Genomic DNA, 24,590 nt, shown 5'->3' with positions numbered 1-24,590 from the left:
CACAAAGGTGTTTGGAGTGCTAATGTAAGGAGACGATAAAAATGGCAGAAAAAAAACAATTTAAAGCTGAATCACAAAGATTGTTAGATTTAATGATTAATTCTATTTATACACATAAGGAAATCTTCTTAAGAGAATTGATTTCAAATGCCAGTGATGCTTCAGATAAATTATATTATAAAGCATTGACTGAAAATATAAATGGTATTTCAAGAGAAGATTTATCTATACAGATTGTGATCGATAAGGATCATCGTATGTTATCTATTATCGATCAAGGTATTGGTATGAATGCAGAAGAACTAGAAGAACATTTAGGAACGATTGCTAATAGTGGTTCTTTTGAATTTAAACAGGCATTAGAAAAAGGACAAGATGATGTGGATATTATTGGACAATTTGGTGTTGGTTTCTATTCGGCATTTATGGTTGCTCATAAGGTAGAAGTGATTTCTAAAAAATATGGAGAAGATCAGGCTTATATTTGGGAATCTGATACAAGTGATGGATATACAATCAATGAAACAGATTATCCAAATCATGGAACAAGAATCAATCTTTATTTGAAAGACAATACTGATGATGAAAACTATGATCAATATTTAGATGAATATGAAATTCAAAGATTAGTAAAAAAATATTCTGATTATGTGCATTATCCAATTAAGATGGATATGACAACTTCTAAGAAAAAAGAAGATAGTGATGAATATGAACAAGTCATTGAAAATAAGACATTAAATTCAATGGTTCCTTTATGGAAGAGACCTAAAAAAGAAATTACACAGGAAGATTATAACGAATTCTATAAAGATAAATTTAATGATTTTAGTGATCCGCTATGTGTTATGCATAACAGTGTAGAAGGAACAATTTCTTATGATTCATTGTTATTTATTCCTTCTAAACCACCAATGAACTATTATTCACAAGATTATGAAAAAGGTTTACAACTTTATTCTCGTGGTGTCTTTATTATGGATAAAGCCAGCGAACTTGTTCCAGAACATTTTAGATTTGTGAAAGGTTTAGTAGATTCACAAGATTTATCATTGAATATTTCTCGTGAAATGTTACAACATGATCGTCAATTAAAAGTTATTGCTGACAAAATTGAAAAACGTATTCAAAGTGAACTTGAAAAGATGTTAAAGAATGATCGTGAAAAATATGAGGAATTCTTCAAGAATTTTGGATTGCAGTTAAAATTCGGTATTTATAACAGTTATGGTATGTTAAAAGATAAATTGCAAGATTTATTGTTATACTATAGTGCAAATCAAAAGAAAATGATAACTTTCAATGAATATGTTGAAAATATGAAAGAAGATCAAAAAGAAATCTATTTTGCAAGTGGTGAAAGCTATGAAAAGATTGATCAGTTACCAACAGTAGAAATGGTTAAAGATAAAGGATTTGATATTCTTTATATGATTGATAATGTGGATGAATTCTGTATTCAAATGCTAAGAGATTATAAAGAAAAACCATTTAAAAATATTAATCAAGGTGATTTAGATATTGATAGTGAAGAAGAAAAGAAAGAGTTAGAAAAAGTCAATGAAGATAATAAAGACTTGATTTCAACTCTTAAAGAAGCATTAAAAGATAAAGTTCAAGATGTCAAAGTATCATCACGTTTAAAAACACATCCTGTTTGTTTGGTAAGTAGTGAAGGTGTCTCTTTTGAAATGGAAAAAGTTTTAAATCAAATGCCTGATGGACAAAATATTAAAGCTGGAAGAATTTTAGAAATTAATCCAAATCATGCTATCTTTACTGCTTTACAATCTTTATTTGAAAAAGATAAAGATAAAATTAATGATTATGCATCATTGTTATATGATCAGGCTTTATTGATTGAAGGATTCAGCATTGATGATCCTGTAGAATTTTCTAATAAAGTTTGTCAATTAATGGTGGATGCAAATAAATAAGTCATTGAGGAAACGATTTTGGCTCTGTGTCAAGAGTGGAGGGGAAGTAACTGAATAAGTTACTTCCTTTGCTTATATAATGTCATACTTGAAACCAAGATGCAGAAGTATTCTTTTCCTTAGGTTTTGAAAATATCTATAGCCATAGGCATTACGTTTGACTAGTTTCACCTTATTATTCATGCTTTCAATGAATCCGTTATTGAAGCATGTTTTTATTCTTTTGTTTTTTCTCATGTAGTATGTTGTGTATGTCAATGATCTTAGTATTGGCATGAACCAGTTTTTCCTGAAGTTTTTAGCAGTACTCATATAATATTGATTTTCTGTCTTGAAAATATGATCAAGCCAATCATTTAATGCTTTCTTATAATCATTGTGTGGCTCATTAAGTATTTTCAGGAAGTCCTGATAAATGTCATAGCTGATTCTTAGCTCTTTACACGATTCAAGTTCAAGAATTGCTTCAACCAACTGTTTGTTTGTCATGTTTTTTTTAAAGTATGGATAATACCACGCTTTCTTTTCATTCAGTCTTTTTTATATTGGTCAAAAAGATGAAGATTTCTTTTGATAAGTTTTGATAGAGAAGCATCTTTAAGATTTTTACAACAGTTGATTCTTGCCTGTACCATGTTTTCTCTCACAATTCTTGTATAATGAAATTTATCGGCAATGATCTGAGCATGAGGGAAAAGAGAATGCATGATTGAATGGAAAGCACCTGAGAGATCCATGACGATGATTCTGACTTTCTTTCGTTCATCGTAAGGAAATCTCATGAAATAGTTTTTGAGATAGGAAGCACGTCTATCTGCAATAATATCAATGGTTTTACCAGTAATGGGATTAGTTATATGAAAAGCAAAAGTGCCTTCATCAACTGTTGCTCTAAATTCATCAATGGAGATCGTAGAAGGAAGATGATAGAATCTAGGAGGGATGTCTATATGATGATAAAACAATCTATAGACTGTGCTTTTGGAAAGACCATGAGATCTGGCAAGTACAGCCATTGCAGTATTTTCCCTAAAGCCAAAAAGACAGGTTTGAGCAGCGATGGTAGTCAGCTTGGAATGAGGGAATCTAAAGGGGATGGCATCCTTGAAATATTTATGGCAATGCTTGCATTTGTATCTTCTGTAAGAAACCTCGAGTACGGTCTTTAAATGCCCATTAGAAGTATGGGTAAGAAAAATTTTTCTGATGCCATTAGAATCATGACGATCAACACATCCGCAATGAGGACAAGGTTTGCTCGTTGAAGAAGATACGATATTAACATATTTAATAGTGGAACCATCAGGTTTATGTTCATATCTGAAACAGGAATCAGAATCAGGATAAGGAATAGGAAAAAACACACCATTCATTGAATTTAATTCTAGTGATTTTAAGATATCATTGGTATAATTGAAATTGGACATAGAAAATAACTCCTTTCTTTTTGTTTGTGGTGAACTAATTGTAAAACGAGTTATCGACTATGTCTATTATTATATAAAAAACTGGAAGATGAAGTATTGAAAGATAACTTCCCCTCCAGTTTTAGTATAGAGCCGGAATTATGATAAAAAGGGTATTTCTATAATGATTATAAGTTGTTTGTTGTTATTGATAGCAGGTTGTCAATCTCAAGACAGTCTTCAACAAACAAATCTAACAGAATATCGTTTTGCAGGTTACTATGATTGGTTTTTAGGAAAAGAAGAATATGAAGATTTTATGTCTTATGTTTCTGATGATCAATCTTTAAAGATTGATTCTCAATATGGAGAAAAGATTTATCGTGATGGTGAATATCTTGTGATAGAAGCAACTGATCAACAAAAACAAGCACTGATTGATCAAAATAAGAAACTTATTGAAGAAGCAACAGAAGAATTTATGAAAATGGGAGAAGGTTATCAGATTGATTATCGTGATGATTATTCGGCTATGACTATCTGGATTAATCAGGAACATTTTATTGATGTTTTTGCAAAAGAAGCCTTTCAAGTTGGTGGAAATATGCTTGGAATGATAAGTCTTGTCACAGCAAGTCGTGTACTAACAACGGAAGATTGCAATAGTGCAGTTGATATTCATATTATCAATTTGGATAGTGATTATCAGGTTGCGGAAGTTATTTTCCCATATGAATCCATTCAGATTACTTCACAAGATTGGCTGACAAGCCAACAAAATGATGTCACTGCATCTTCAAACCAAGAAGATTACTCAAGAGTTTTAACGACAGTTATTGAAAAGAATGAAAATCAGATCTTTTTTAAACCTGAAGAAACGTCAACTTATCAAAATGATGAAAAATTATGTCTGTGTTTGGACAGTGTTTATGCAGAAGATGTTTTTATACCATATCAATTATCTGAGGGTGATCAGGTCTATTTAACCTTGAATGGAAATTATGCTCTTCATGATGATGGTGATCAGATTCCTGATATTGCGCCATTGGCAATCATCCCCATACAATATATAGATGATGCAATATAAGTTTATTTGCAAAATATATTCTTCAAGATTATAATAAGAATATGAGGTGAAAATATGGAATTTAATGAAGTATTAGAAAAAAGAAAAAGTATCAGAAGAGAATATTTATCAAAAGAAGTTGATGATGATTTGATTCATCAAATTATTGAAGCTGCTATTTTAGCGCCTTCATGGAAAAATTCACAGGTGACACGTTATTATATTGCTAAATCTAAAGAAACAGTACAGCAGGTTAAGGAAGCTTTGCCTGAATTTAATCAGGAAAATGTTGGTCAAGCTCCTGTTTTGATAGTTTCTACGATTGTTTTAAATCGTTCTGGTTATAATAGAGATGGAACACCAACGAATGAACTAGGCAATGGATGGGGATATTATGATTGTGGTATGCAGAATATGAACCTCTTGTTGAAGGCGACAGAATTAGGATTGTCTACATTGGTTATGGGTATTCGTGACGAACAGAAAATCAGAGATGTCTTTTCAATTCCTGATAATCAAGCTGTTGTCAGTGTTATTGCTTTAGGCTATAGCGATGTCAAAGTTGAAAGACCACAACGTAAAGCATTCGAAGATATAACTGTTATGAAATGAGGGATACTGTGATTATTATATATATTATCGGTGGTTTTGTATTACTCTGTATTGCTGTTTATTTATTAGATCGTAGAGAAAAATTAACCACTGAAATAAAAGAAATCAATAGACAAAAAGAAGAAATTAATGAATTGAATCAGCAGTTAGATGAGGTACAATTGCAGTTAAATCAATTACATGAACCCATTGTAAAGGTACATGATATTTCATCAAAAATATTATTCTATATGAAAAAGTGACAGTCTTTTAAAAGAAATACGAGGAGAAAAGCCTCGTGTTTTTTATGAGAAAATAATAAATGTTATATGGTTTTATTATTTGATAAGTATCCTATATTTCATCATTATACGACTTTCTGGTAATTGAATAGTTGCGCACGCTACCTTTTTATGGTATGATATTCCATCGTTGAGAGGTGAATCAAATGGAAAATTTTTCCCGTATTGGACAAAATGTTTCAATATTAGATAGACTTATGAAAATGTATTATGATCATGGACTGGCTGAATATGAGATAGGCTGGGGACAACAATTCTATATTGAATATTTGTATGATCATCCAGGGGCTTCAGCCCAAGAAATGGTTGAATGTATTCGTGTAGATAAGGCGACAGTGACTAAGATTGTCAAAAAATTAACTCAGATTGAATATATAAGAATTATTCCAGATAAAAATGATAAACGCATTAAGCATTTATATTTAACTGAATTGGCTATTCCGGCAGCTAAACGCATTAAATCTATTCATCAGAGTTTTTATGAGACAATATGTCAGGGACTAACCAATGAAGAAATTGAGTTTACAGAACAGATTTTGATGAAGATGGTTGATAATATCAATCAAAAAGTCTGGCACAGAATGGATAATCATTAGTGTTTTAGAAAGGGGAGGAGAAACGAATATGACAAAAAGTGATATCATTTCTGATAAAACAAGGACACTGATTTTTGTAAATATTATTATAAGCTGTATTGCTACATCTTTGCTATCAACAGCTTTAACAACTGCTTTGCCACCTATTACGGTTGATTTCCATATAAGCTCTTCTACGGGGCAGTGGTTAACAAGTGCATATTCTCTTGTTATGGCTATTATGATGCCTTTAACGGCTTTTTTGATTACTCGTATTTCAACTAGAAAATTGTATATTTCCATTTTGTCCATTTTTCTAGTAGGAACAGGGATTTGTATTATAGCTCCTAATTTTTTTGTGTTAATGATTGGACGAATCTTTCAAGCCTGTAGCAATGGTGTGACATCTTCAATTGCTCAAGTTATCCTATTAAGTATTTATCCGATTGAAAAAAGAGGAACAATTATGGGATGGTATGGACTTTCTATTGGAGCAGCACCCATTATTGCACCAACTTTGGCTGGAATTATTGTGGATTCATTTGGCTGGCGAATGATTTTTGTATGTTCATTTGTCATTATGTTGATTTCTGTTATTTATGCTTGTCTAGTCATGAAAGATGTTATAGAAACGACAATCAAAAAATTTGATGTTGTTTCCTTCTTGTTGAGTGCCACGGCATTTGGTGGCTTGACATTGGGTATAGGAAATGCTAGTCAAGGCATTACATCTTATATGTTTATATGTCCGCTTCTTATAGGGGTTGTTGGTGGAATATTCTTTGTTTATCGTCAGTTGCATTTAAGTCATCCTTTTTTAGAGATAAAAGTGTTTAAGAACTTTCAATTTTCTTTAAGTGTTTTCAATAGTATGATTCTTTATTTTATTATGATGGGATCATCAATTCTATTGCCACTATATATTCAAAATATTTTAGGTTATTCAGCAACAATATCTGGTTTGGTTACTCTTCCTGGATCATTGGTGATGGCATTTGTTGGACCAATTGCTGGAAAAATATATGATAAATTAGGAATGAGAAAATTAGCAATAACTGGAGCTATTGGATTATTCATAGGAACATTAGGGATGTTTTTACTTACAATAGACACTCCTGTTGTTGTCACTGCAATTCTTAATGTTATTCGTAATATAGCAATTGGATGTTTAATGATGCCTCTTGTGACATGGGGAATTAGTGATTTGAATGAAAAATATACTGCTGATGGGACAGCCTTGTTAAATTCATTGCGTACTATGGCTGGAGCTATGGGAACAGCTTTGTTTGTAGGAATCATGAATTTGGTGGCCTCACAAGTAGGTGGTTACCATGCTGATTTCTTAGGATTACGTTTTGCCTTTGGAATCATGAGTATCATTGCTGTTATCATGTTTGTTGTGGCAATTCTATTGATCAAAGATAAAAAATCAAAAAACTATTGACATGTTTAATCAAAAGCTTATAATATAAGCATATAAAAATTCGTTGAAGAAGAGAGTAGTTTAAACAAATATGAAGCGAGCTGATGTTGGTGTGAGATCAGTATAGGCGTTTAAATGAACCGCACTTTGGAGAACAATATCTGAAATTCAGTAGGATGTTGAGTGAATCTGCTTTAAGGATAGAGGTGGATATATCTTTGATATATCAAAAAGAGTGGTACCGCGATGATTTCGTCTCTTAGTATTGACTAAGAGACGTTTTTTTATAAAGAGAGGGGATAGTTTATGAGGATGGTTTTACGGCGATGATGGAAATAACATCACAAAAATAAAACATCAATATAAATAAAAAGAAAGAAGAGGGAAAGAAAATGAAAAAATTATTAAAAGGATTATTAGTTGCCGCTATGGCATTAACAGTAACAGCTTGTGGAGGAGGAAATGATGCATCTACTGCAGATAATGCAAGTGGTAAAGAAGTTGTAGAAATTAATATTGCAGTATCTCCAGATTATGCACCTTATGAATCATTAGATACAGAAGGTAATATTGTTGGATTTGATCCAGATATGGTTGCTTTATTTCCAAGCTATTTGAATGATGACAATACAGAATATAAATTTACATGGCATCAAATGTCTTTTGAAAATATTGTGACACAAGTGCAAAATGGACAAGTAGATTTAGGAGTATCTGGGTTTACATATGATGAAAGCAGAAAAGTAGAATGGTCTAAACCTTATACTGCAACAGCACAAGTTGCCGTTGTCAATAAAGATTCTGATATTAAAACAGTAGATGATCTTGAAGGTAAAGTGATTGCTGCTCAAAGTGGAGCAACTGGTGAAAAAGCTGCAAAATCAGTTAAAGATGCTCAAGTTGTTTCTGTTTCAAATGTACAAGAAATTTTTAGTGCTTTAACAAGTCAACAATATGATGCAGTTGTTGTAGACTTAGCTGTTGCTCAAAATTATGTTAAAGAACAAGGATTCGTTATGTTAGATGAATCATTATTGGATGAAAAAAACTATATCATTGCTAAAGAAGGAAATACAGAAATGATTGATTTGGTTAATAAAGCTCTTGATCAATTCTTAGCAAGTGATGATTATGGAACTTTATGCGAAAAATATGGTTTAAAACAATTAGAAAATTAAAAATGGAAGGGGATAGATGATGTTTACTGCTTTTTGGGAAATTCTGACTGTTGATAATTTGATTTATCTTTTAAAAGGGGCTATGGTTTCTTTAAGCATGGCAGCTCTATCCCTTTTAATTGGATTGATTTTTGGTGTTTTAGGAGCTTCAGCAAAAATTTCCAGAAATAGATTTTTAAGAATATTAGGAAATATATATGTAGAAGTGATTCGAGGAACACCTATGTTATTACAGATTATGTTGATTTTTAATGTTGTTCCTATCATGATTACTCAAATAACAGGAAATGTTTTTAGAATGAATTATTTTCTGATTGGTGTTGTTGCAATGAGTATTAACAGTGGTGCCTATACAACAGAACTTATCAGAAGTGGTATTAATGGTGTTGACAAAGGACAATGGGAAGCTTGTGAAACATTAGGTTTATCGAGATGGCAGACAATGCGTCTTGTTATTTTGCCACAGGCTTTTAAAAGAATAATTCCACCTTTAATTAGTGAATTTATTACTTTGATTAAAGATTCATCATTAGTGAGTATTATAGGTCTTGTAGAATTACTGAATTCTGCTAAAGTGTTAGGTAATCAATATTATGAATTTATGTCTCCTTATTGTCTGGCAGGTGTTTATTATCTGGCTATGACATTAACCATTTCGTACTTTGCAAAGAAATTAGAAAGGAAGTTGGCTGTCAGTGATTAAAGTAGAAAATCTAGTGAAACAATTTAAGGATTTAAAAGCGGTTAATGATGTTTCTTTGGAAATCAAAAAAGGTGAAATTGTTTGCTTGATTGGTCCTTCTGGTTCTGGAAAAAGTACAGTTTTGAGATGTATTAATGGCTTAGAAAAACCAGAAAGTGGACATATTTATGTGAACGATCAATTACTTGATGAAAAAAATGTAGAAACATATAAAAAATTAAGAAGTTTAATGGGATTTGTCTTTCAGCATTTTAATTTGTTTCCTAATATGACTGTCCTAGAAAATTTAACTTTGGCACCGATTCAAGTGATGAAAAAAAGTAAAGAAGAGGCTGAAGACATTGCTTGCCAGTATTTAGAAAGAGTCGGTCTTTTGGATAAAAAAGATGAGTATCCTAATAAGTTATCTGGTGGACAAAAACAAAGGGTTGCGATTGCGAGAAGTTTATGTATGAATCCACAAATCATGCTTTTTGATGAGCCAACAAGTGCTTTAGATCCTGAAATGGTTATTGAAGTTTTAGAAGTTATGCAGGAATTAGCCAATGAAGGAATGACGATGATTGTTGTGACACATGAAATGGGATTTGCGAAAACAGTTGCTGATCGTGTCATTTTCCTGGAAGACGGAAAAATTGTTGAAGAAAATAATGCTAAAGAGTTTTTTGAACATCCTAAGACACAAAGAGCTCAGGATTTCTTAAATAAGGTTATGCATTAATGAAAATTAATGAATTTAAAGTAGAAACATGGATGACAGATCATGAAAACGATTGTCAATATAATTTGACGGAAACATGTGTGTCATCCTTATCTTTATCTGAACTTCAACAATTTGTCGATGAAAATATTATGGAAACACTGATGTCCATGAAAATGGACTATGGACCTATTGTAGGTTCTCAGCGTTTAAAAAAGGCTATTTTATCATTATATGAAAAAGGAAATGAAGAAAATATTACGATTGCTCATGGCGCTATTAATGCGAATGAATTGGTATTGATCAGTTTACTAGACCCTGGTGATCATGTCATCAGTTTATTTCCTACCTATCAGCAAATGTATGATTTTCCACGTTCTTTGGGATGTGATGTTTCATTGATTCATTTAAATGAAGAACAAGGATGGATGCCTTCACTTGATGATTTTAAGAAAGTCATGCAAAAAAACACAAAAATGATATGTTTAAATTCACCCAATAATCCTACAGGAACAACAATCCCATTGTCTTTGATGAAAGACATCATTGCGCTTGCTAGAGAAAATGATTGTTATATTTTATGTGATGAAATTTATCGAGGTGTAGATACTGAAAATGAAGTCATGTTTCCTTCATTTAGCGATTATTACGAAAAAGCTATTGTCACACAAAGTTTATCTAAAGTCTTTTCTTTTGCTGGTTTAAGGTTAGGATGGATTAAGGGCCCAAAAGAAGTGATTGATCTGATTAATTATCGAAGAGACTATCATATCATTAGTAGTGGTCCTATGGATGATTATTTAGCTTGTCTAGTATTAGAAAATAAAGAGTCTATTTTAAAGAGAAGTATAGATATTTGTAAACAAAATAAGAAGATATTACAAAAATGGTTGGATCAGGAGCCATTGGTTTCTTGTGTTATTCCTCGACATGGGACAGTTTGTTTTTTGCATTATCATATTGATATACCTTCTAAGGAACTTTGTGAAAAATTGCAGAAAGAAACAGGAGTCTTCTTTGTTCCAGGAAGTGCATTTGATACTGAATATCATTTAAGATTTGGTTTTACTCAAGATGAAAAAATCATAAAAGAAGGTTTAATAACATTTTCAAATTGGTTAAGACAATATGATCATCAGTCTATAGACATCATTCTATAGACTGTTTTTTTGACTATAGACGAGTTTATAGACAAAATAAAAGGAACTAACGAGTGTAGAAAACAATCCGACAAGCATCACAATTGCAACACTTCCAACCTGATAACGTGGAATCAGGATAATCAGGCAAATGAGTTCAATAATAATTTCAAGAGTACTCATTATAAACATTTCTTTGTTTTTATTGAAAGCCTGTAAAGTTGCACTAAGGGGTGTCTGTAAATAAAAAATTGTAAAAGGAATGGACATGTATTTGAGATAATCGTAGCCTTTTGTGGTATTGTACATGATTTGCAAACAGAAATCCCCATGGAAGTAAAATAGAAGAGTGAAAGGTAGACTGATAAAAAAGCAAATGATGAGACCATAAAGTACATGTTTTTTTAATGCTGATGTACGTTGGTAAGCGATATCTTTATTGAGAATTGGTAAAAGCAATCTTAAAACAACATTGTTAAAGAAAGTAGGTGTCGTTAACAATGAAATGACATATCCATTGATAATTGCATATTGTAGATGAATTTGATTTTCACTTATATGCAATCTTGTAAGAATAGCGACCAAAAGTATCGGTTCTATAAAATTATAACAGACATGAAGAATTCTTGAACCTGTTAGTGGTAAGGCGATATTCATCATATCTTTTAAAATAAAATGTTTTTGAAAGTAAGACATTGGATGATAGTGCCAATTGATTTTTCTTTTTAATCGCCACATCAAAAACATAATAGATGTCAATTCACCAATACTCATAGCAAGTATAGCAATAGCAACTAAATAAGTCATAGGCAGATAAGAGAAATATTGAATCATGATATAGGTAAATATAATACGTGAGACTTCTTCTAAAAATTGAGCGAGAGATAAATTCCATACATCTTCTCTGCCTAAATAATAATTTTTAATAATCCCACTTATTCCAACCAAAGGAATAAATGGTAACATACATAATATAGGGATAAATGCCTGATTTTGTTTTAATAAATGGATAGCAATTGTTTTGGAAAAGAAGAACAGACCAAACATAATGATAAAACATGTTGTAAAACATATACATATAGCGGAAACAATGACTTTTTTATTGTTGTATTGAGGATGTGAGATCAAACGAAAAACAGCTGAGGGAATAGAAAATTGAGCTAAAGTAATGCATAAAGAAAGTGTTGGAATAACTAAAATGTAAAGTGCCATACCATTTTCATCTAAAAGTCTTGATAAAAGCATTCTATTGAGTAATGAAAAGACTTTTGTAATCAAAGTACTGCTGCTTAATATAATAAATGAATTAATCAATTTTCTTTTCATAAAACACTTCCTTTATTGTCGAATTTCCTTTATAATAAATATGTTGAGTTTTTTTAAAATATGTTAGGAAGTGCAGTAAATGGAGATCAATGTAAAGAATAACTTACCATTGGATATTCTTTTTTTAATTCGTATAAAAGCTAATGAATTTAAAAATGAGGGCGTTCAGGAAATCAATAGTCGTGATATTAAAGATTATCTTTATTCGATTAAGTGGAGAGATGTTGAGACAAAAGCTATGTGTGATGTTATTGATGATATTATGTCACTTTGCTTTTCTGAAGTTTTTGATTACTTAAAGATGAAAGTGATTAAAGAAGCTTCATCTATGAATATAGAAGATTTTAATGATTTGATTGCCAAATAACTGTAAAACAGTTATTTTTATTTTTAAAGGAGAATACAATGAAATATAAATTAATAGAACCTCAAAACTATCAGCAAATTCAAAATCAGTATCATATTAACTCTTTACTTGCAAAAGTGATAGAAAGTCGAGGATATGATCAGCAGACTTTAAAAGATTTTTTGAATCCAAGATTGATTTATCATGATTTTTCGCTGTTTGAAGAGGCGGATATGACATTGGATAGAATTCATGAAGCAATTGAAAATCATGAAAAAATTTGTATATATGGTGATTATGACTGTGATGGTATATTAGCTACAACAATTCTGGTTCAGGCTTTTTTAGAACTGGGGATAGAAGTTGGATATCACATTCCTAATCGTTTTACAGATGGTTATGGATTAAATGTGCATCGTGTTGGGCAGATGGCAGAAAAGGGTTACTCTTTGATTATTACGGTTGATAATGGTGTTAAGGCTTTTGATGCGGTTGAACGTGCTAATGAACTAGGGGTCGATGTGATTATTACTGATCATCATCAGTTTGATAATGATTTGCCAGATGCCTGTACTTTTATTCATACAAAATTATCACCGGATTACCCTTTTAAAGAAATTTCTGGAGGTTTCGTTGCCTATAAGTTAGCAAGTGCTTTATTAGGCAGACAAGATAAGTATTTATATTGTCTGGCAGCGATTACTACTGTTTCAGATATGATGCCATTATTAGATGAAAATCGTTCTCTTGTGAAAAAGGCTTTGACTTTTATGAAACAGGAAAAATATCCTTCATTAGAATTGTTGCTTGGTAATCAACAAACTTATTCTACATCAAGTATTGGTTTTACGATTGCTCCTAAAATCAATTCTTTTGGTCGTTTACCAGAATTTTGTTCTCCGAATGTTCTGGTTAAATACTTTTTAAAAAAAGCTCCTAGAGATTTTATGATCAAAGTCTCTCAAATGGCAACATCATTAAATACCAAAAGGCAATCAATGACAAATCAACAATATGAAATGGCAAAAGAGGCGATGAATGATCACTTTTTATATTGGGCAAGTGATCAGGTGCATGAAGGATTAATTGGACTTATTGCGGGTAAATATACACGTGAATATGAAAGACCTGCTTTTGTTATGGCATATGATAAAAAGAAAGGACTTTATAAAGGAAGTGCTCGTAGCGTAGAAGGCTTTTCTTTACATCAGTTTTTCATGGAACATCAAGATCAGTTTGTTGTTTGTGGAGGACATTCACAGGCAGGAGGATTTACTGTTGATGAAGAGCATTTTGATTCTGTTCGTCAATGTCTTGAAGAGACTTTGAAAGATGTTTCGTTTCAATCAACGACATCAGTTCTATGCATTGATGAAAAAGATATTGATATTGCTAATATCGAATCATTGTCGTTATTAGAACCATTTGGCATGGGCAATGAAGAACCGCTATATATGTTGAGAAATGTTTCTGTTTCTCAAATTCAACAATTGAGTCAAGGAAAACATTTAAAAATGGAAGCGGGTTTAGATCATAGTAAAATGGCTATGTTATACTTTCAACATGGTGATTTATATGGGGATTTGAAAAATATAAAAACAATCAATGTTGTAGGAACACTGCAAATTAATGAATATAGAAACCAAAAAAGTATTAACTTTATCATTAAAGATATCGTTTAGTGTCTTTATAAAAGGAAGAAACTTTGTTATAATAATAGAATAAGGAGGGCTTTTAAGCTATGGATTTAAAAAAATATATTGCTGATATTCCTGATTTTCCAGAACCAGGTGTCTTATTTAGAGATGTGACACCATTATTGGCAAATAAAGATGCTTATCATGAAGCAATTCGTTTATTAGCAGATTTTGCGAAAGAAAAAAATGTAGATATTGTCGTAGGACCTGAAGCAAGAGGATTTTTATTTGGATGTCCAGTTGCATTATCATTAGAATGTGGGTTTGTACCGGTGAGAAAACCTGGAAAACTTCCACGTGAAGTGATTAGTCAGACATATGAACTTGAATATGGTTCTAATGAGATTCAAATGCACAGTGATAGTATTCAACCGGGACAGAATGTTTTAATCGTTGATGATCTGTTAGCTACAGGTGGAACAGTAGAGGCCACAATATCATTAATTGAAAAAATGGGTGGAAACGTTGTAGGAATTGCTTTTTTGATTGAACTTGAAGCTTTAAAAGGAAGAGAACTTTTAAAAGATTATGACGTTTTTTCAGTCTTGAAATATTAAAAGAGACTTTGTCTCTTTTTTAGCATAAAGTAAAGGAGGAAGAGTATATGAAATATAAAGGTGCGCATGATCAGGTGACATTTGATGATGTCTTGGAAAGCTGTTCGACTTATATTACCAAAAAAGAAAGCATTGATTTGATTCAAAAAGCTTATGATTTCATCATGGTCAAACATGAAGGACAAAAGCGAAAGAGTGGAGAACCTTATACAATTCATTTGATTTGGGTTGCATATATTCTAACAACTTTACAAACTGGTCCAACAACAATTGCAGCAGGACTGTTACATGATGTTATGGAAGATTGTGATGTATCTCATGATGAAATGGTTGAGCGTTTTGGGAAAGAAATTACCAGTCTGGTAGAAGGTGTAACAAAGATTAATAAAATGCCTTTTAAAGATGAAGCTGATGTTTATGCTGAAAACCATCGTAAAATTTATATTGCAATGGCTAAAGATATACGTGTTATTTTAATTAAATTGGCGGATCGTCTGCATAATATGCGTACATTGCAGTATATGCCACCAGAAAAACAACAACGTATTTCTCGAGAAACATTAGAGGTTTATGCTCCTATAGCTCATCGTTTAGGAATTAACGATATTCGCATTGAATTGGAAGATTTATGTTTGCGTTATTTAGATCCAAAAGCTTATTTAGAAATTTCGGAATTATTAGAACAGAAACGTAGTGAACGTAAAGAATCTGTTGAAAAAATGATGCAATCAGTAAAAAAACTATTAGATGAAAATCATATTGATTATCGTATTAAAGGGCGTGCAAAACATATTTATAGTATTTATAAAAAAATGGTTATTAAACATAAACGTTTTGATGAACTTTATGATTTAAATGCTTTGCGTATTATTTTAAAGGATAAAATGAAGTGTTATGAAGTTTTAGGTATTATTCATGATCATTATCGTCCATTACCTGGAAGATTTAAAGATTATATAGCGATGCCTAAACCTAATATGTATCAATCATTACACACAGCAGTGATTGGTGAAGATGGACATATTTTTGAAATTCAAATTCGTACTGAAGAAATGGATGAACTGGCAGAGCGAGGAGTTGCCTCTCATTGGCGTTATAAAGAAGGAAAAGAATATTCTTCTAAACAAGAACAAAAGGACATTGTAGATAAATTACAATGGTTGGGTGATTTTATAACATTAAGTGATGAAATTAAAGATGGTGACGCTAAAGAATATTATGATTCTTTAAAAAGAGATATCTTTGAAGCTAATGTTTATGTCATGACGCCACAAGGAAAAATTGTTGAGTTACCAAATGGAGCTACACCTATTGATTTTGCATATCGTATTCATACGGAAGTTGGACATCATGCTGTAGGAGCCATTGTGAACAATGTTATGGTTCCAATTAATACGAAATTAAAGACGGGTGATGTCTGTGAAATTAAGACAAATAAAAATTCTGGACCAAGTGAAGACTGGCTGAAGTTTGTAAGAACTGCAGGAGCCAGAAATAAAATTAGACAGTATATATCTAAAAAAGATGCAGAAACACAAAAAGAGGCTATTGAAGAAGGAAGAAAACTGTTAAAAGAAGAAATTCGTAAACGTAATTTAGATGAAAAGAAATTTATGGATTCAGAAACATATAAAGCTTATTTTGGCTCTTTTGGAGCTAGAAATTTTGATGATTTGTTGCTTGTGATTGGAAAAAAACAGGCCACTGCAGCTACATTGATAGATAAAGTTTTACCAAATCGTAGTGGTTTCTTTGATAATCTTTCAAAGATTTTAAAAAAGAATAATAATGCTTTAAAAAATCAAAAGAAAAGCAGTAGTAGCTTAGGTATTAGTGTCAATGGTGTTGATGGATTGAAAGTTCAGCTTTCTAAATGTTGTAATCCGATTCCAGGAGATGCGATTATTGGCTATGTTTCCAAAGGTCAGGGAATTAAAGTGCATCGTGCTGATTGTCCTAACTTAAAAGGTGTTGAGAAAGGGCGTTTGATTGATGTTTATTGGGATTACACAAATATTATGCAAAAACGTTTTGAGGTTGATATAGATATTCGTGGTTTGGATCGCCCAAATTTGCTTAATGATATTATAACAGTTCTTGGGCAAGTGAAAGTGAATATCTTAAATATTAATGCTGGTGTTGTTGATACTGAGGCGCAAATTCAATTAAAATTATCTGTTGAAAATGCAGAGCTCTTACAGACAACTATTGATAATTTGAATAAAATTCAAGGTATTTATAATATCACAAGAGTGATTCATTAATAAAAAGTCATAAATAGGGATATACTATTTATGATTTTTTGATATGACGAGGTGAAATGAATATGAAACAATATACTTATATGATGTTAAAACCTGATGCTTTTGTGGATCATAAAAATGAACAAGCGTTAATGATGTTAAAGGAAAAGAAACTTTTTGTTGAAAAAAGTCAAATTGTGCAGGTAGATATGAATGTCATGAAAATTTTATTAGAACACTATCATCGTGTTATTGATGAAAAGGGAAAAGTATTTCAATTTCCTGCAAAATTATTTAATACATTTTATTTTGATGGACCTCATTATATTATGCCAATGCTTGTGTGTTATCAGGGAGATGAGGATATTATTTCCTATTCAAGAAAAGTCGTAGGGCAAACAAATCCACAACAGGCTGATCCACAAAGTATACGTGGACGATTGAGCCAAGATAGCTATGACCTAGCTGATAGACAAAATAGACTTGTTTACAATATTATTCATGCGTCATCATCACATCAGGAAGCTGAAAAAGAGTTGAAAATATGGTCATATTTTCTAAAATGAAGTTTTCATAATTTGAAAATGAAAAGGCTTTCATTTTTGGCAAATATATGTTATTATATAGACGAAGAAAAGGAAAGGAAATGAAAGGAGGTCTTAAAAATGATGGAAGTAAATGATATGAAAAAAACATTGTGTTTAGGACTGAAGTTCATGGAAAATCTTGATCTTCCAAAAGACTATAGATTGATTAGAGATCTTCTACCCCCTAACATATGTTAGGCCTGGTAAAGATAGGCCATAAATAAAAAAGTTCATGATATAATAAAGAGTGATCAAGATAGAGATATGAATAATATAAATCAGCGATGTGAAAAATGAAATAGTCGATAGTAAAAATAGAAAATGATTATTTCAAAAAATTCAAGAATAAAATAAACAAAGATAAAAAAATTGAGTAACATGATGATTTATAAGATGAATAAAATATCAAGATATCGCTTTATTGAAAATATGGAAACATTAATCATGAGATTATCATTATAATAAAATTATATGTCTTGAGAATAGGTGTTGAATCAAAAAAGATAAATAAAAATTTTGTAATGATAAGCAATATAGATAATTGAGAGTTATCGTTATTTATAAATTAAATATAAATGAATCACATTGAAGATAATATTTCTTCTTTAGATAATAGATAGGAATCAAATAAAGTAATCTAAAATAACACAGAGTAGTGAAATTTGAGATTCAAAAGATTCCTATCTCTTTTTATAAATGATATTTTTAGCTGATTTTCTATAAAGAAAGTATATATGTAAATACAAAAGATTTATGAAACAAACTTGATTTTTATAAGCAAATCTTTTATAATGATGTCAATCCGTTGAAGAAGATTAAATAGTGATAATCTAATAGAGAGTCTGTGGATGGTGGAAACAGATAGAGGAAGCTATGGGACACTTTGGAGGAAGTTATGAAAGTAACCGTGAGTCGCGTTAAGACAGAGAGGGCATACATTGTATGAACTAAGGTGGTACCGCGTTAATAACGTCCTTAGAGAGGACGTTTTTTTATTTTTTGAAGGAGGATAGAGATATGGCCTATAAAGCACCAAGAGGAACAGTAGATATTTTGCCTACTGAATCTGGAAAATGGCAGGAGTTAGAACAATTATTAAGAACAATTTGTGCAAATTATAATGTGAAAGAAATGAGAACACCGATTTTTGAACATACAGAATTATTCAATCGTGCTGTTGGTGATACAACAGATGTTGTATCTAAAGAAATGTATACTTTTGAAGATAAAAAAGGGCGTTCTATCACATTAAGACCAGAAGGAACAGCTGGTATTGTGAGAGCTTATGTAGAAAATAAGCTTTATGGAATGCCTGAAAAATTACAGAAAGTTTATTATATGGGTCCAATGTTCAGATATGAAAGACCACAAAATGGAAGACAGAGACAATTTCATCAATTTGGTGTAGAAATGTTAGGAGTTGAATCACCATATGTTGATGTAGAATGTATGTTGATGGCTGTAACAGTTGTCAAAGCATTGGGATTGAAAAATATTCAATTACATATCAATTCTTTAGGTGATCAGGAATCTCGCGATGCTTATCGTGAAGCTTTACAAAATCATTTCCAACCTGTTTTGAATGAGTTATGTCATGATTGTCAGGTGCGTTATGAAAAAAATCCATTACGTATCTTAGATTGTAAGGTTGATAAAAATCATCCTATGATGCAAACTGCACCCAAAACAATTGATTATTTAAGTGATAATGCAAAAGCACATTTTGAAAAAGTTTGTGCTTTATTAGATGATTTAGAAATTGATTATGTTGTTGATCCTAACTTGGTTAGAGGATTAGATTATTATTCACATACAGTCTTTGAAATTATTTCTGATGATCCAAAATTGGGTGCTGGTTCAACAGTTGGTGGAGGAGGTCGTTATAATGGCCTTGTAGAAGAATTAGGTGGACCACAAACACCTGGTGTTGGCTTTGCTTTTGGAATGGAAAGATTGATGATTGCTTTAGGTGATGATCATGATGATGATGAAGGTTTAGATGTTTATATCATGCCTTTAGGAACTGAAGCTAAAGATTTAGCTATGCAGATTATGACAATGCTTCGTGCTAATGGTTTTACTTGTGATATGGATCAATGTGATCGTGGATTAAAAGGACAGTTTAAATCTGCTGATCGTTTCCATGCGCATTTTTCAATGATCATTGGGGAAGATGAAGTTCAAAAAGAAGTTGTCAATATGAAATGTAATCATACAAAAGAACAAGTGGAAGTGCCATTAGAAAATATTGTAGAATTTATTGAAAATCATTATGAAGGAGATCATGATCATGAATAGAACACATAATAATGGGGAATTAAGAATTGAAAATGTTGGTCAACAAGTTGAATTGATTGGTTGGGTTGCCAAGAAAAGAAATTTAGGAGCTTTGGTTTTTGTTGATTTAAGAGATCGTTATGGAATTACTCAGGTGATTTTTGATGAATCTTTTGAAGAAAGATTAAAAGAAGTAAAAAATGAATATATTTTATCTGTTCAAGGAACAGTTATTGAAAGATCTTCTAAAAATCCAAAGATTCCTACAGGTGATATTGAAATTCAAGCAAGTGCTTTTACCATCATTAATACGGCCAAATTAACACCTATGATTGTGGCTGATGAAACAGATGCTTTAGAAGAAACAAGAATGCAGTATCGTTATTTGGATTTAAGACGTCCTGTGATGCAAAAAAATATAATGACAAGACATCAAATTACAAGAAGCATTCGAGAATATTTAGATAACTTAGATTTTATTGATATTGAAACACCTTATTTAAACCGTTCTACACCAGAAGGGGCAAGAGATTTCTTGGTGCCTTCACGTGTTCATAAAGGATCTTTCTATGCTTTACCACAGTCACCTCAATTGTTTAAACAATTATTAATGGTTGCTGGATTTGAAAGATATTATCAGATTGCACGTTGTTTTAGAGATGAAGATTTACGTGCTGATCGCCAAATTGAATTTACACAAGTCGATGTTGAAATGAGCTTTATGTCAACTGATCAGATTCTAGAAATTGGAGAAGGTATGATCAAGAAATTAATGAAGGATGTTAAAGGTATTGATATTGAATTACCTTTAAGACGTTTGACTTGGCATGAAGCAATGGAAAGATATGGGATTGACAAACCTGATACACGTTTTGGATTAGAACTTGTGAATTTGAATGATGTTGTTAGTGATGTGGATTTTGCAGTCTTTAAAAACGCAATAGATGCTGGTGGACATGTCAAAGGAATAAATGTTGTTGGTGAAGCAGCCAATTTTTCTCGTAAAAAGATTGATCAATTAACTGAACTTGCAAAAACTTATAAAGCTAAAGGTTTAGCATGGTTAAAAGTGACTGATGATGGTGTTCAAGGTCCTATCGCAAAATTCTTTACTGAAGATCAATTAGAAAGATTATTAACAGCGATGAATGCACATAGTCAGGATTTATTGTTATTTGTTGGAGATGTTAAATATGAAGTTGTTTGCGATTCTTTAGCTGCTATTCGTAACTACTTAGGAAAAGAATTAAAATTATATGATCCAAATACTTTTGATTTCTTATGGGTTGTTGATTTCCCAATGTTTGAATATGATGATGAAACACAAAGATATTATGCAAAACATCATCCATTCACAAAACCAAAAGATGAAGATTTAGATAAATTAGAAACAGATCCAGAACATTGTTTAGCAGATGCTTATGATATCGTTTTAAATGGTTATGAATTAGGTGGTGGATCACAAAGAATTTATGATCAAAATGTTCAAGAAAGAGCATTTAAAGCTTTAGGATTCACTCAAGAACAAATTGATGCACAATTTGGATGGTTTGTTGAAGGATTACAGTATGGAACTCCACCACATGGAGGATTTGCTTTAGGGTTAGATAGAATTGCGATGTTACTATGTGGTTGTGATTCTTTAAGAGATGTGATTGCTTTCCCTAAAAATACGAGTGCAACTTGTCCAATGTCAAAAGCACCAACACCAGTTGCTGATGCACAATTAGAAGAATTAGGAATAGGGGTGAAAGAATATGAATCAGACAAGACTGAATAATGTTTTAAATGAAATGAGTCAAAGAGGGATGGATCATTTGATTATCAGTGATCCTAGCTCTATTAATTATTTAATTGGTTATGATAATCATCCGGGAGAAAGAATGTATGCTTTGGTTTTATCATTAGACGGAGATCATACTTTATTTTTAAACAATTTGTTTTATTTAGACCAAAAATTAGATTTAAATATTATCTGGTATGATGATACAGAAGATGGACCTGCAAAAATTGCTGAAGTTTTAAAAGATGCTAATTGCGTAGGTGTTGATAAAAATTGGGAAGCTAAATTCTTAATGAGAGTCATGGAACTCGCTAACGAAGAATGTTGTTTTGAACTTGGATCAATTTGTGTTGATTATGTCCGAATGCATAAAGATGATGAGGAAATTGAACTCATGCGTAAAGCAAGTCAATTCAATGACCAGGCGATTGATCAAGTGATTCAGCTATGTGCAAAAGGAACACTCACAGAAAAAGAAGTTGGACAACAGTTAGATGGTATTTTCCAATCATTAGGATGCAGTGGTAATTCTTTTAGCCCTATTATTGGATATGGTCCTAATGGGGCAGATGGTCATCATGGTTGTGATGATTCAAAGCTAAAAGCTGGTGATAGCATTGTCATTGATATGGGTGGTATTTATCAGGGATATTGCAGTGATATGACAAGAACAGTTTTCTATAAAGAAGTTTCTGATAAACAAAGAGAAGTGTATGAATTGGTTAAAAAAGCTAATGAAGCAGCTGAAGCTATGATCAAACCAGGTGTGAGATTATGTGATATTGATAAAACAGCTAGAGATATTATCAGTGAAGCTGGTTATGGACCAAACTTTAATCATCGTTTAGGACATTTTATCGGAAGAGATGTTCATGAATATGGTGATGTCTCTGCTTCGTTTGATATGGAAGTACAGCCAGGAATGATTTTCTCAATTGAACCAGGCATTTATATTCAAGGTGAATTTGGTGTCAGAATTGAAGATTTGGTTTTAGTTACAGAAGATGGTTGTGAAGTTTTAAATCACTATTCAAAAGATTTGATGGTTATTGGATAAAATAAAGAAGCTATGGAATTTGGGTGCGCTGAACCGCCCCTGTCCATAGCTTCTTTTTCTTATTCTTGAGCATTAGAGTTTTCTTTGTATTTTTCACTCATCAAACTATCCTCGGCACTATGAGAGGCCTGCTGATTTTGATTATATCCTTTGTAATGATTTTGTCTTTGTTTGTTTTTTGCTTTTTTGTGACTCATAATTTCTCCTTTCTTTCTATTGACATCATTAGTTTGTGTAAAATTAGAAAAAAATATGAAAAATTCATTGGATAGAGAATACTTTTTTTAAAATTTATGCTAGAATAAAAGACGAGGTGAAATGGAATTATGTATTATTTTATTGGTATTAAAGGATCTGGAATGGCATCACTGGCAACTATTCTTTATGATTTAGGATATGAAGTTGCTGGAAGTGATATTGATAAATATATTTTTATAGAGGAAGAATTAAGAAAAAGAGGCATACCTATTTATTCTTTTGATAAAAATAATATTAAAGATGGTTATGATGTGATTATAGGGAATGCATTTGATGATACTAATGAAGAAGTTAAAGAAGCATTAAGTAATCCAAATGTCAAAACGCATACTTATTATGATTTTTTAGGTCATTTGATGGATCAGTATATTTCTATTGGTATTGCTGGAACACATGGCAAGACAACAACAACAGGTATGGCTTATCATCTTTTTAAGGATTTTGATAAGACTTCTGTTTTGATTGGTGATGGAACTGGACATGCTGTTGAAGATAGCAAATACTTTATTGCTGAAACATGTGAATATCAGGATCATTTTTTACATTATTATCCAACATATGCAATTATTAATAATATAGAGATGGATCATGTTGATTATTTTAAATCTATGGAACAGTATGAAAAGTCATTTGAGCAATATGCAAATCAGGTGAAAGATACTGTGATTATTTGGGGTGATGATCCACATTTACCACATCTCCATTATAAAAAACGTGTTTTAAAGTTTGGAACTGGTGAACAAAATGATATTATTGCAAAAAATATTATCAATAATGATCATGGATTATCTTTTGATGTTTATATTCATAAAGATTTGTTTGGACATTTTGCTTTACCATTTTATGGTATGCATATGTTATATGATTCTTTAGCTGTTATTACATTAGGATATTTAGAAAACATGAGTGCTGAATATATTCAGAAAAGACTTTCTACTTTTACTGGTGTAAAACGTCGTTATACAGTGAAGACAGTTGGGAATAATGTATATGTGGATGATTATGCGCATCACCCAACAGCCATCAAATATGTGATTGAAGCTACACGTTCCCGTTATCCACACAAAAAAATTGTAGCAGTATTCCAGCCAGATCGTTTTTCTAGAGGATTGAGATTTGCGAAAGAGTTTGCGGAAGCTATGGATTTGGCTGATTATCCATTTTTTGTTCATTTTCCAGAAAATGCAAAAAAAGAACCTGGAATTGATATTGATATCTATGATATTGCCAAATATAATCCTCGTGCTCAGGTCATTCACGAAGATGAAGCTGCTGTTAAGTTATTAAGTCAATATGATGATGTTGTCTTTCTATTTATGAGCAGTAAAGATATATATAAATTAGAAGATCAGGTTATTGCATATAAAGAAGAACATTAATGGCAATATTTCCAACATAATGGATATATGCTATAATATGGAAAATTAGCAGAAAGGAGA

At 31.5% G+C, this 24,590-nt stretch carries 23 protein-coding genes and 2 other annotated features; of the genes, 19 read left to right on the top strand and 4 right to left on the bottom strand.

Annotated elements, in window-relative coordinates; genetic code table 11:
- Window positions 1–41 precede the first annotated feature (41 nt).
- Entirely contained in the window at window positions 42–1,937 is a 1,896-nt protein-coding gene (gene htpG, locus ACZYT4_RS02785; RefSeq protein WP_463782134.1) for a molecular chaperone HtpG, read from the top strand.
- 72 nt (window positions 1,938–2,009) lie between these two features.
- Here htpG and ACZYT4_RS02780 read toward each other — a convergent pair whose 3' ends face one another.
- Both ACZYT4_RS02780 and ACZYT4_RS02775 read right to left on the bottom strand, forming a co-directional pair.
- Window positions 2,010–2,426, bottom strand: a complete 417-nt coding sequence (locus ACZYT4_RS02780; RefSeq protein ID WP_463782133.1) for a transposase — start codon at window positions 2,424–2,426, stop codon at window positions 2,010–2,012.
- Window positions 2,427–2,467: 41 nt separating this feature from the next.
- A complete protein-coding gene (locus ACZYT4_RS02775; RefSeq protein WP_463782132.1) occupies window positions 2,468–3,364 on the bottom strand; it encodes a transposase in 897 nt (298 codons plus the stop codon).
- Between the two features lie 163 nt (window positions 3,365–3,527).
- Between ACZYT4_RS02775 and ACZYT4_RS02770 the strand changes: the two genes are divergently transcribed.
- The 9 genes from ACZYT4_RS02770 to ACZYT4_RS02730 all read left to right on the top strand — a co-directional run bounded on the left by ACZYT4_RS02770 (window position 3,528) and on the right by ACZYT4_RS02730 (window position 11,041).
- The gene (locus ACZYT4_RS02770) at window positions 3,528–4,430 is read left to right on the top strand and encodes a hypothetical protein (RefSeq protein WP_463782131.1); all 903 of its coding nucleotides are present in this window, start codon (window positions 3,528–3,530) and stop codon (window positions 4,428–4,430) included.
- Between the two features lie 54 nt (window positions 4,431–4,484).
- On the top strand, window positions 4,485–5,021 hold the full coding sequence (locus ACZYT4_RS02765; protein WP_463782130.1) for a nitroreductase family protein: 537 nt from the start codon (window positions 4,485–4,487) through the stop codon (window positions 5,019–5,021).
- Window positions 5,022–5,029: 8 nt separating this feature from the next.
- Window positions 5,030–5,263 carry a hypothetical protein gene (locus tag ACZYT4_RS02760; protein WP_463782129.1) on the top strand — a complete coding sequence of 78 codons (234 nt, stop codon included), beginning with the start codon at window positions 5,030–5,032 and terminating at the stop codon, window positions 5,261–5,263.
- Window positions 5,264–5,448: 185 nt separating this feature from the next.
- A complete protein-coding gene (locus ACZYT4_RS02755; RefSeq protein WP_463782128.1) occupies window positions 5,449–5,898 on the top strand; it encodes a MarR family winged helix-turn-helix transcriptional regulator in 450 nt (149 codons plus the stop codon).
- Window positions 5,899–5,926: 28 nt separating this feature from the next.
- Window positions 5,927–7,321: an MDR family MFS transporter gene (locus ACZYT4_RS02750; protein ID WP_463782127.1), complete on the top strand. Its 1,395-nt coding sequence runs from the start codon at window positions 5,927–5,929 to the stop codon at window positions 7,319–7,321.
- 34 nt (window positions 7,322–7,355) lie between these two features.
- Window positions 7,356–7,563, top strand: a binding site (T-box leader).
- 129 nt (window positions 7,564–7,692) lie between these two features.
- Window positions 7,693–8,478: a substrate-binding periplasmic protein gene (locus ACZYT4_RS02745; protein ID WP_463782126.1), complete on the top strand. Its 786-nt coding sequence runs from the start codon at window positions 7,693–7,695 to the stop codon at window positions 8,476–8,478.
- 19 nt (window positions 8,479–8,497) lie between these two features.
- Window positions 8,498–9,181: an amino acid ABC transporter permease gene (locus tag ACZYT4_RS02740; RefSeq protein ID WP_463782125.1), complete on the top strand. Its 684-nt coding sequence runs from the start codon at window positions 8,498–8,500 to the stop codon at window positions 9,179–9,181.
- Window positions 9,174–9,902, top strand: a complete 729-nt coding sequence (locus tag ACZYT4_RS02735; protein WP_463782124.1) for an amino acid ABC transporter ATP-binding protein — start codon at window positions 9,174–9,176, stop codon at window positions 9,900–9,902. Before ACZYT4_RS02740 ends, ACZYT4_RS02735 begins: the two co-directional genes overlap by 8 nt.
- Window positions 9,902–11,041 carry an aminotransferase class I/II-fold pyridoxal phosphate-dependent enzyme gene (locus ACZYT4_RS02730; protein WP_463782123.1) on the top strand — a complete coding sequence of 380 codons (1,140 nt, stop codon included), beginning with the start codon at window positions 9,902–9,904 and terminating at the stop codon, window positions 11,039–11,041. Before ACZYT4_RS02735 ends, ACZYT4_RS02730 begins: the two co-directional genes overlap by 1 nt.
- Here the strand turns inward: ACZYT4_RS02730 and ACZYT4_RS02725 are convergent.
- A complete protein-coding gene (locus ACZYT4_RS02725) occupies window positions 11,036–12,346 on the bottom strand; it encodes an oligosaccharide flippase family protein (protein ID WP_463782122.1) in 1,311 nt (436 codons plus the stop codon). The genes ACZYT4_RS02730 and ACZYT4_RS02725 overlap by 6 nt on opposite strands.
- Before the next feature lie 79 nt (window positions 12,347–12,425).
- Between ACZYT4_RS02725 and ACZYT4_RS02720 the strand changes: the two genes are divergently transcribed.
- The 8 genes from ACZYT4_RS02720 to ACZYT4_RS02685 all read left to right on the top strand — a co-directional run bounded on the left by ACZYT4_RS02720 (window position 12,426) and on the right by ACZYT4_RS02685 (window position 22,893).
- Window positions 12,426–12,713, top strand: coding sequence for a post-transcriptional regulator (locus tag ACZYT4_RS02720; protein WP_463782121.1), 288 nt, complete (start codon window positions 12,426–12,428; stop codon window positions 12,711–12,713).
- A 38-nt stretch (window positions 12,714–12,751) separates the two neighbouring features.
- Window positions 12,752–14,374: a single-stranded-DNA-specific exonuclease RecJ gene (gene recJ / locus ACZYT4_RS02715; RefSeq protein ID WP_463782120.1), complete on the top strand. Its 1,623-nt coding sequence runs from the start codon at window positions 12,752–12,754 to the stop codon at window positions 14,372–14,374.
- 59 nt (window positions 14,375–14,433) lie between these two features.
- Window positions 14,434–14,946, top strand: a complete 513-nt coding sequence (locus ACZYT4_RS02710; RefSeq protein ID WP_463782119.1) for an adenine phosphoribosyltransferase — start codon at window positions 14,434–14,436, stop codon at window positions 14,944–14,946.
- Between the two features lie 47 nt (window positions 14,947–14,993).
- Window positions 14,994–17,210: a RelA/SpoT family protein gene (locus ACZYT4_RS02705; protein ID WP_463782118.1), complete on the top strand. Its 2,217-nt coding sequence runs from the start codon at window positions 14,994–14,996 to the stop codon at window positions 17,208–17,210.
- 62 nt (window positions 17,211–17,272) lie between these two features.
- Complete coding sequence (locus ACZYT4_RS02700) at window positions 17,273–17,755, top strand: nucleoside-diphosphate kinase (protein ID WP_463782117.1); 483 nt, start codon at window positions 17,273–17,275, stop codon at window positions 17,753–17,755.
- Window positions 17,756–18,572: 817 nt separating this feature from the next.
- Window positions 18,573–18,756 (top strand) — a binding site (T-box leader).
- Window positions 18,757–18,793: 37 nt separating this feature from the next.
- Window positions 18,794–20,074: a histidine--tRNA ligase gene (gene hisS, locus ACZYT4_RS02695; protein WP_463782116.1), complete on the top strand. Its 1,281-nt coding sequence runs from the start codon at window positions 18,794–18,796 to the stop codon at window positions 20,072–20,074.
- On the top strand, window positions 20,067–21,833 hold the full coding sequence (gene aspS / locus ACZYT4_RS02690) for an aspartate--tRNA ligase (protein ID WP_463782115.1): 1,767 nt from the start codon (window positions 20,067–20,069) through the stop codon (window positions 21,831–21,833). Before hisS ends, aspS begins: the two co-directional genes overlap by 8 nt.
- Complete coding sequence (locus ACZYT4_RS02685) at window positions 21,811–22,893, top strand: M24 family metallopeptidase (protein ID WP_463782114.1); 1,083 nt, start codon at window positions 21,811–21,813, stop codon at window positions 22,891–22,893. Before aspS ends, ACZYT4_RS02685 begins: the two co-directional genes overlap by 23 nt.
- Before the next feature lie 59 nt (window positions 22,894–22,952).
- Here ACZYT4_RS02685 and ACZYT4_RS02680 read toward each other — a convergent pair whose 3' ends face one another.
- The gene (locus ACZYT4_RS02680; protein ID WP_463782113.1) at window positions 22,953–23,090 is read right to left on the bottom strand and encodes a hypothetical protein; all 138 of its coding nucleotides are present in this window, start codon (window positions 23,088–23,090) and stop codon (window positions 22,953–22,955) included.
- 129 nt (window positions 23,091–23,219) lie between these two features.
- Here ACZYT4_RS02680 and murC point away from each other — a divergent pair, with 129 nt between their 5' ends.
- The gene (murC, locus tag ACZYT4_RS02675) at window positions 23,220–24,530 is read left to right on the top strand and encodes a UDP-N-acetylmuramate--L-alanine ligase (protein ID WP_463782112.1); all 1,311 of its coding nucleotides are present in this window, start codon (window positions 23,220–23,222) and stop codon (window positions 24,528–24,530) included.
- Window positions 24,531–24,590: the final 60 nt, after the last annotated feature.

The organism is Massilimicrobiota sp. mt181 (genome assembly GCF_055420065.1).
The sequence above is the reverse complement of the archived record's forward strand: the minus strand, read 5'-3'. Positions and strand labels throughout refer to the sequence as shown.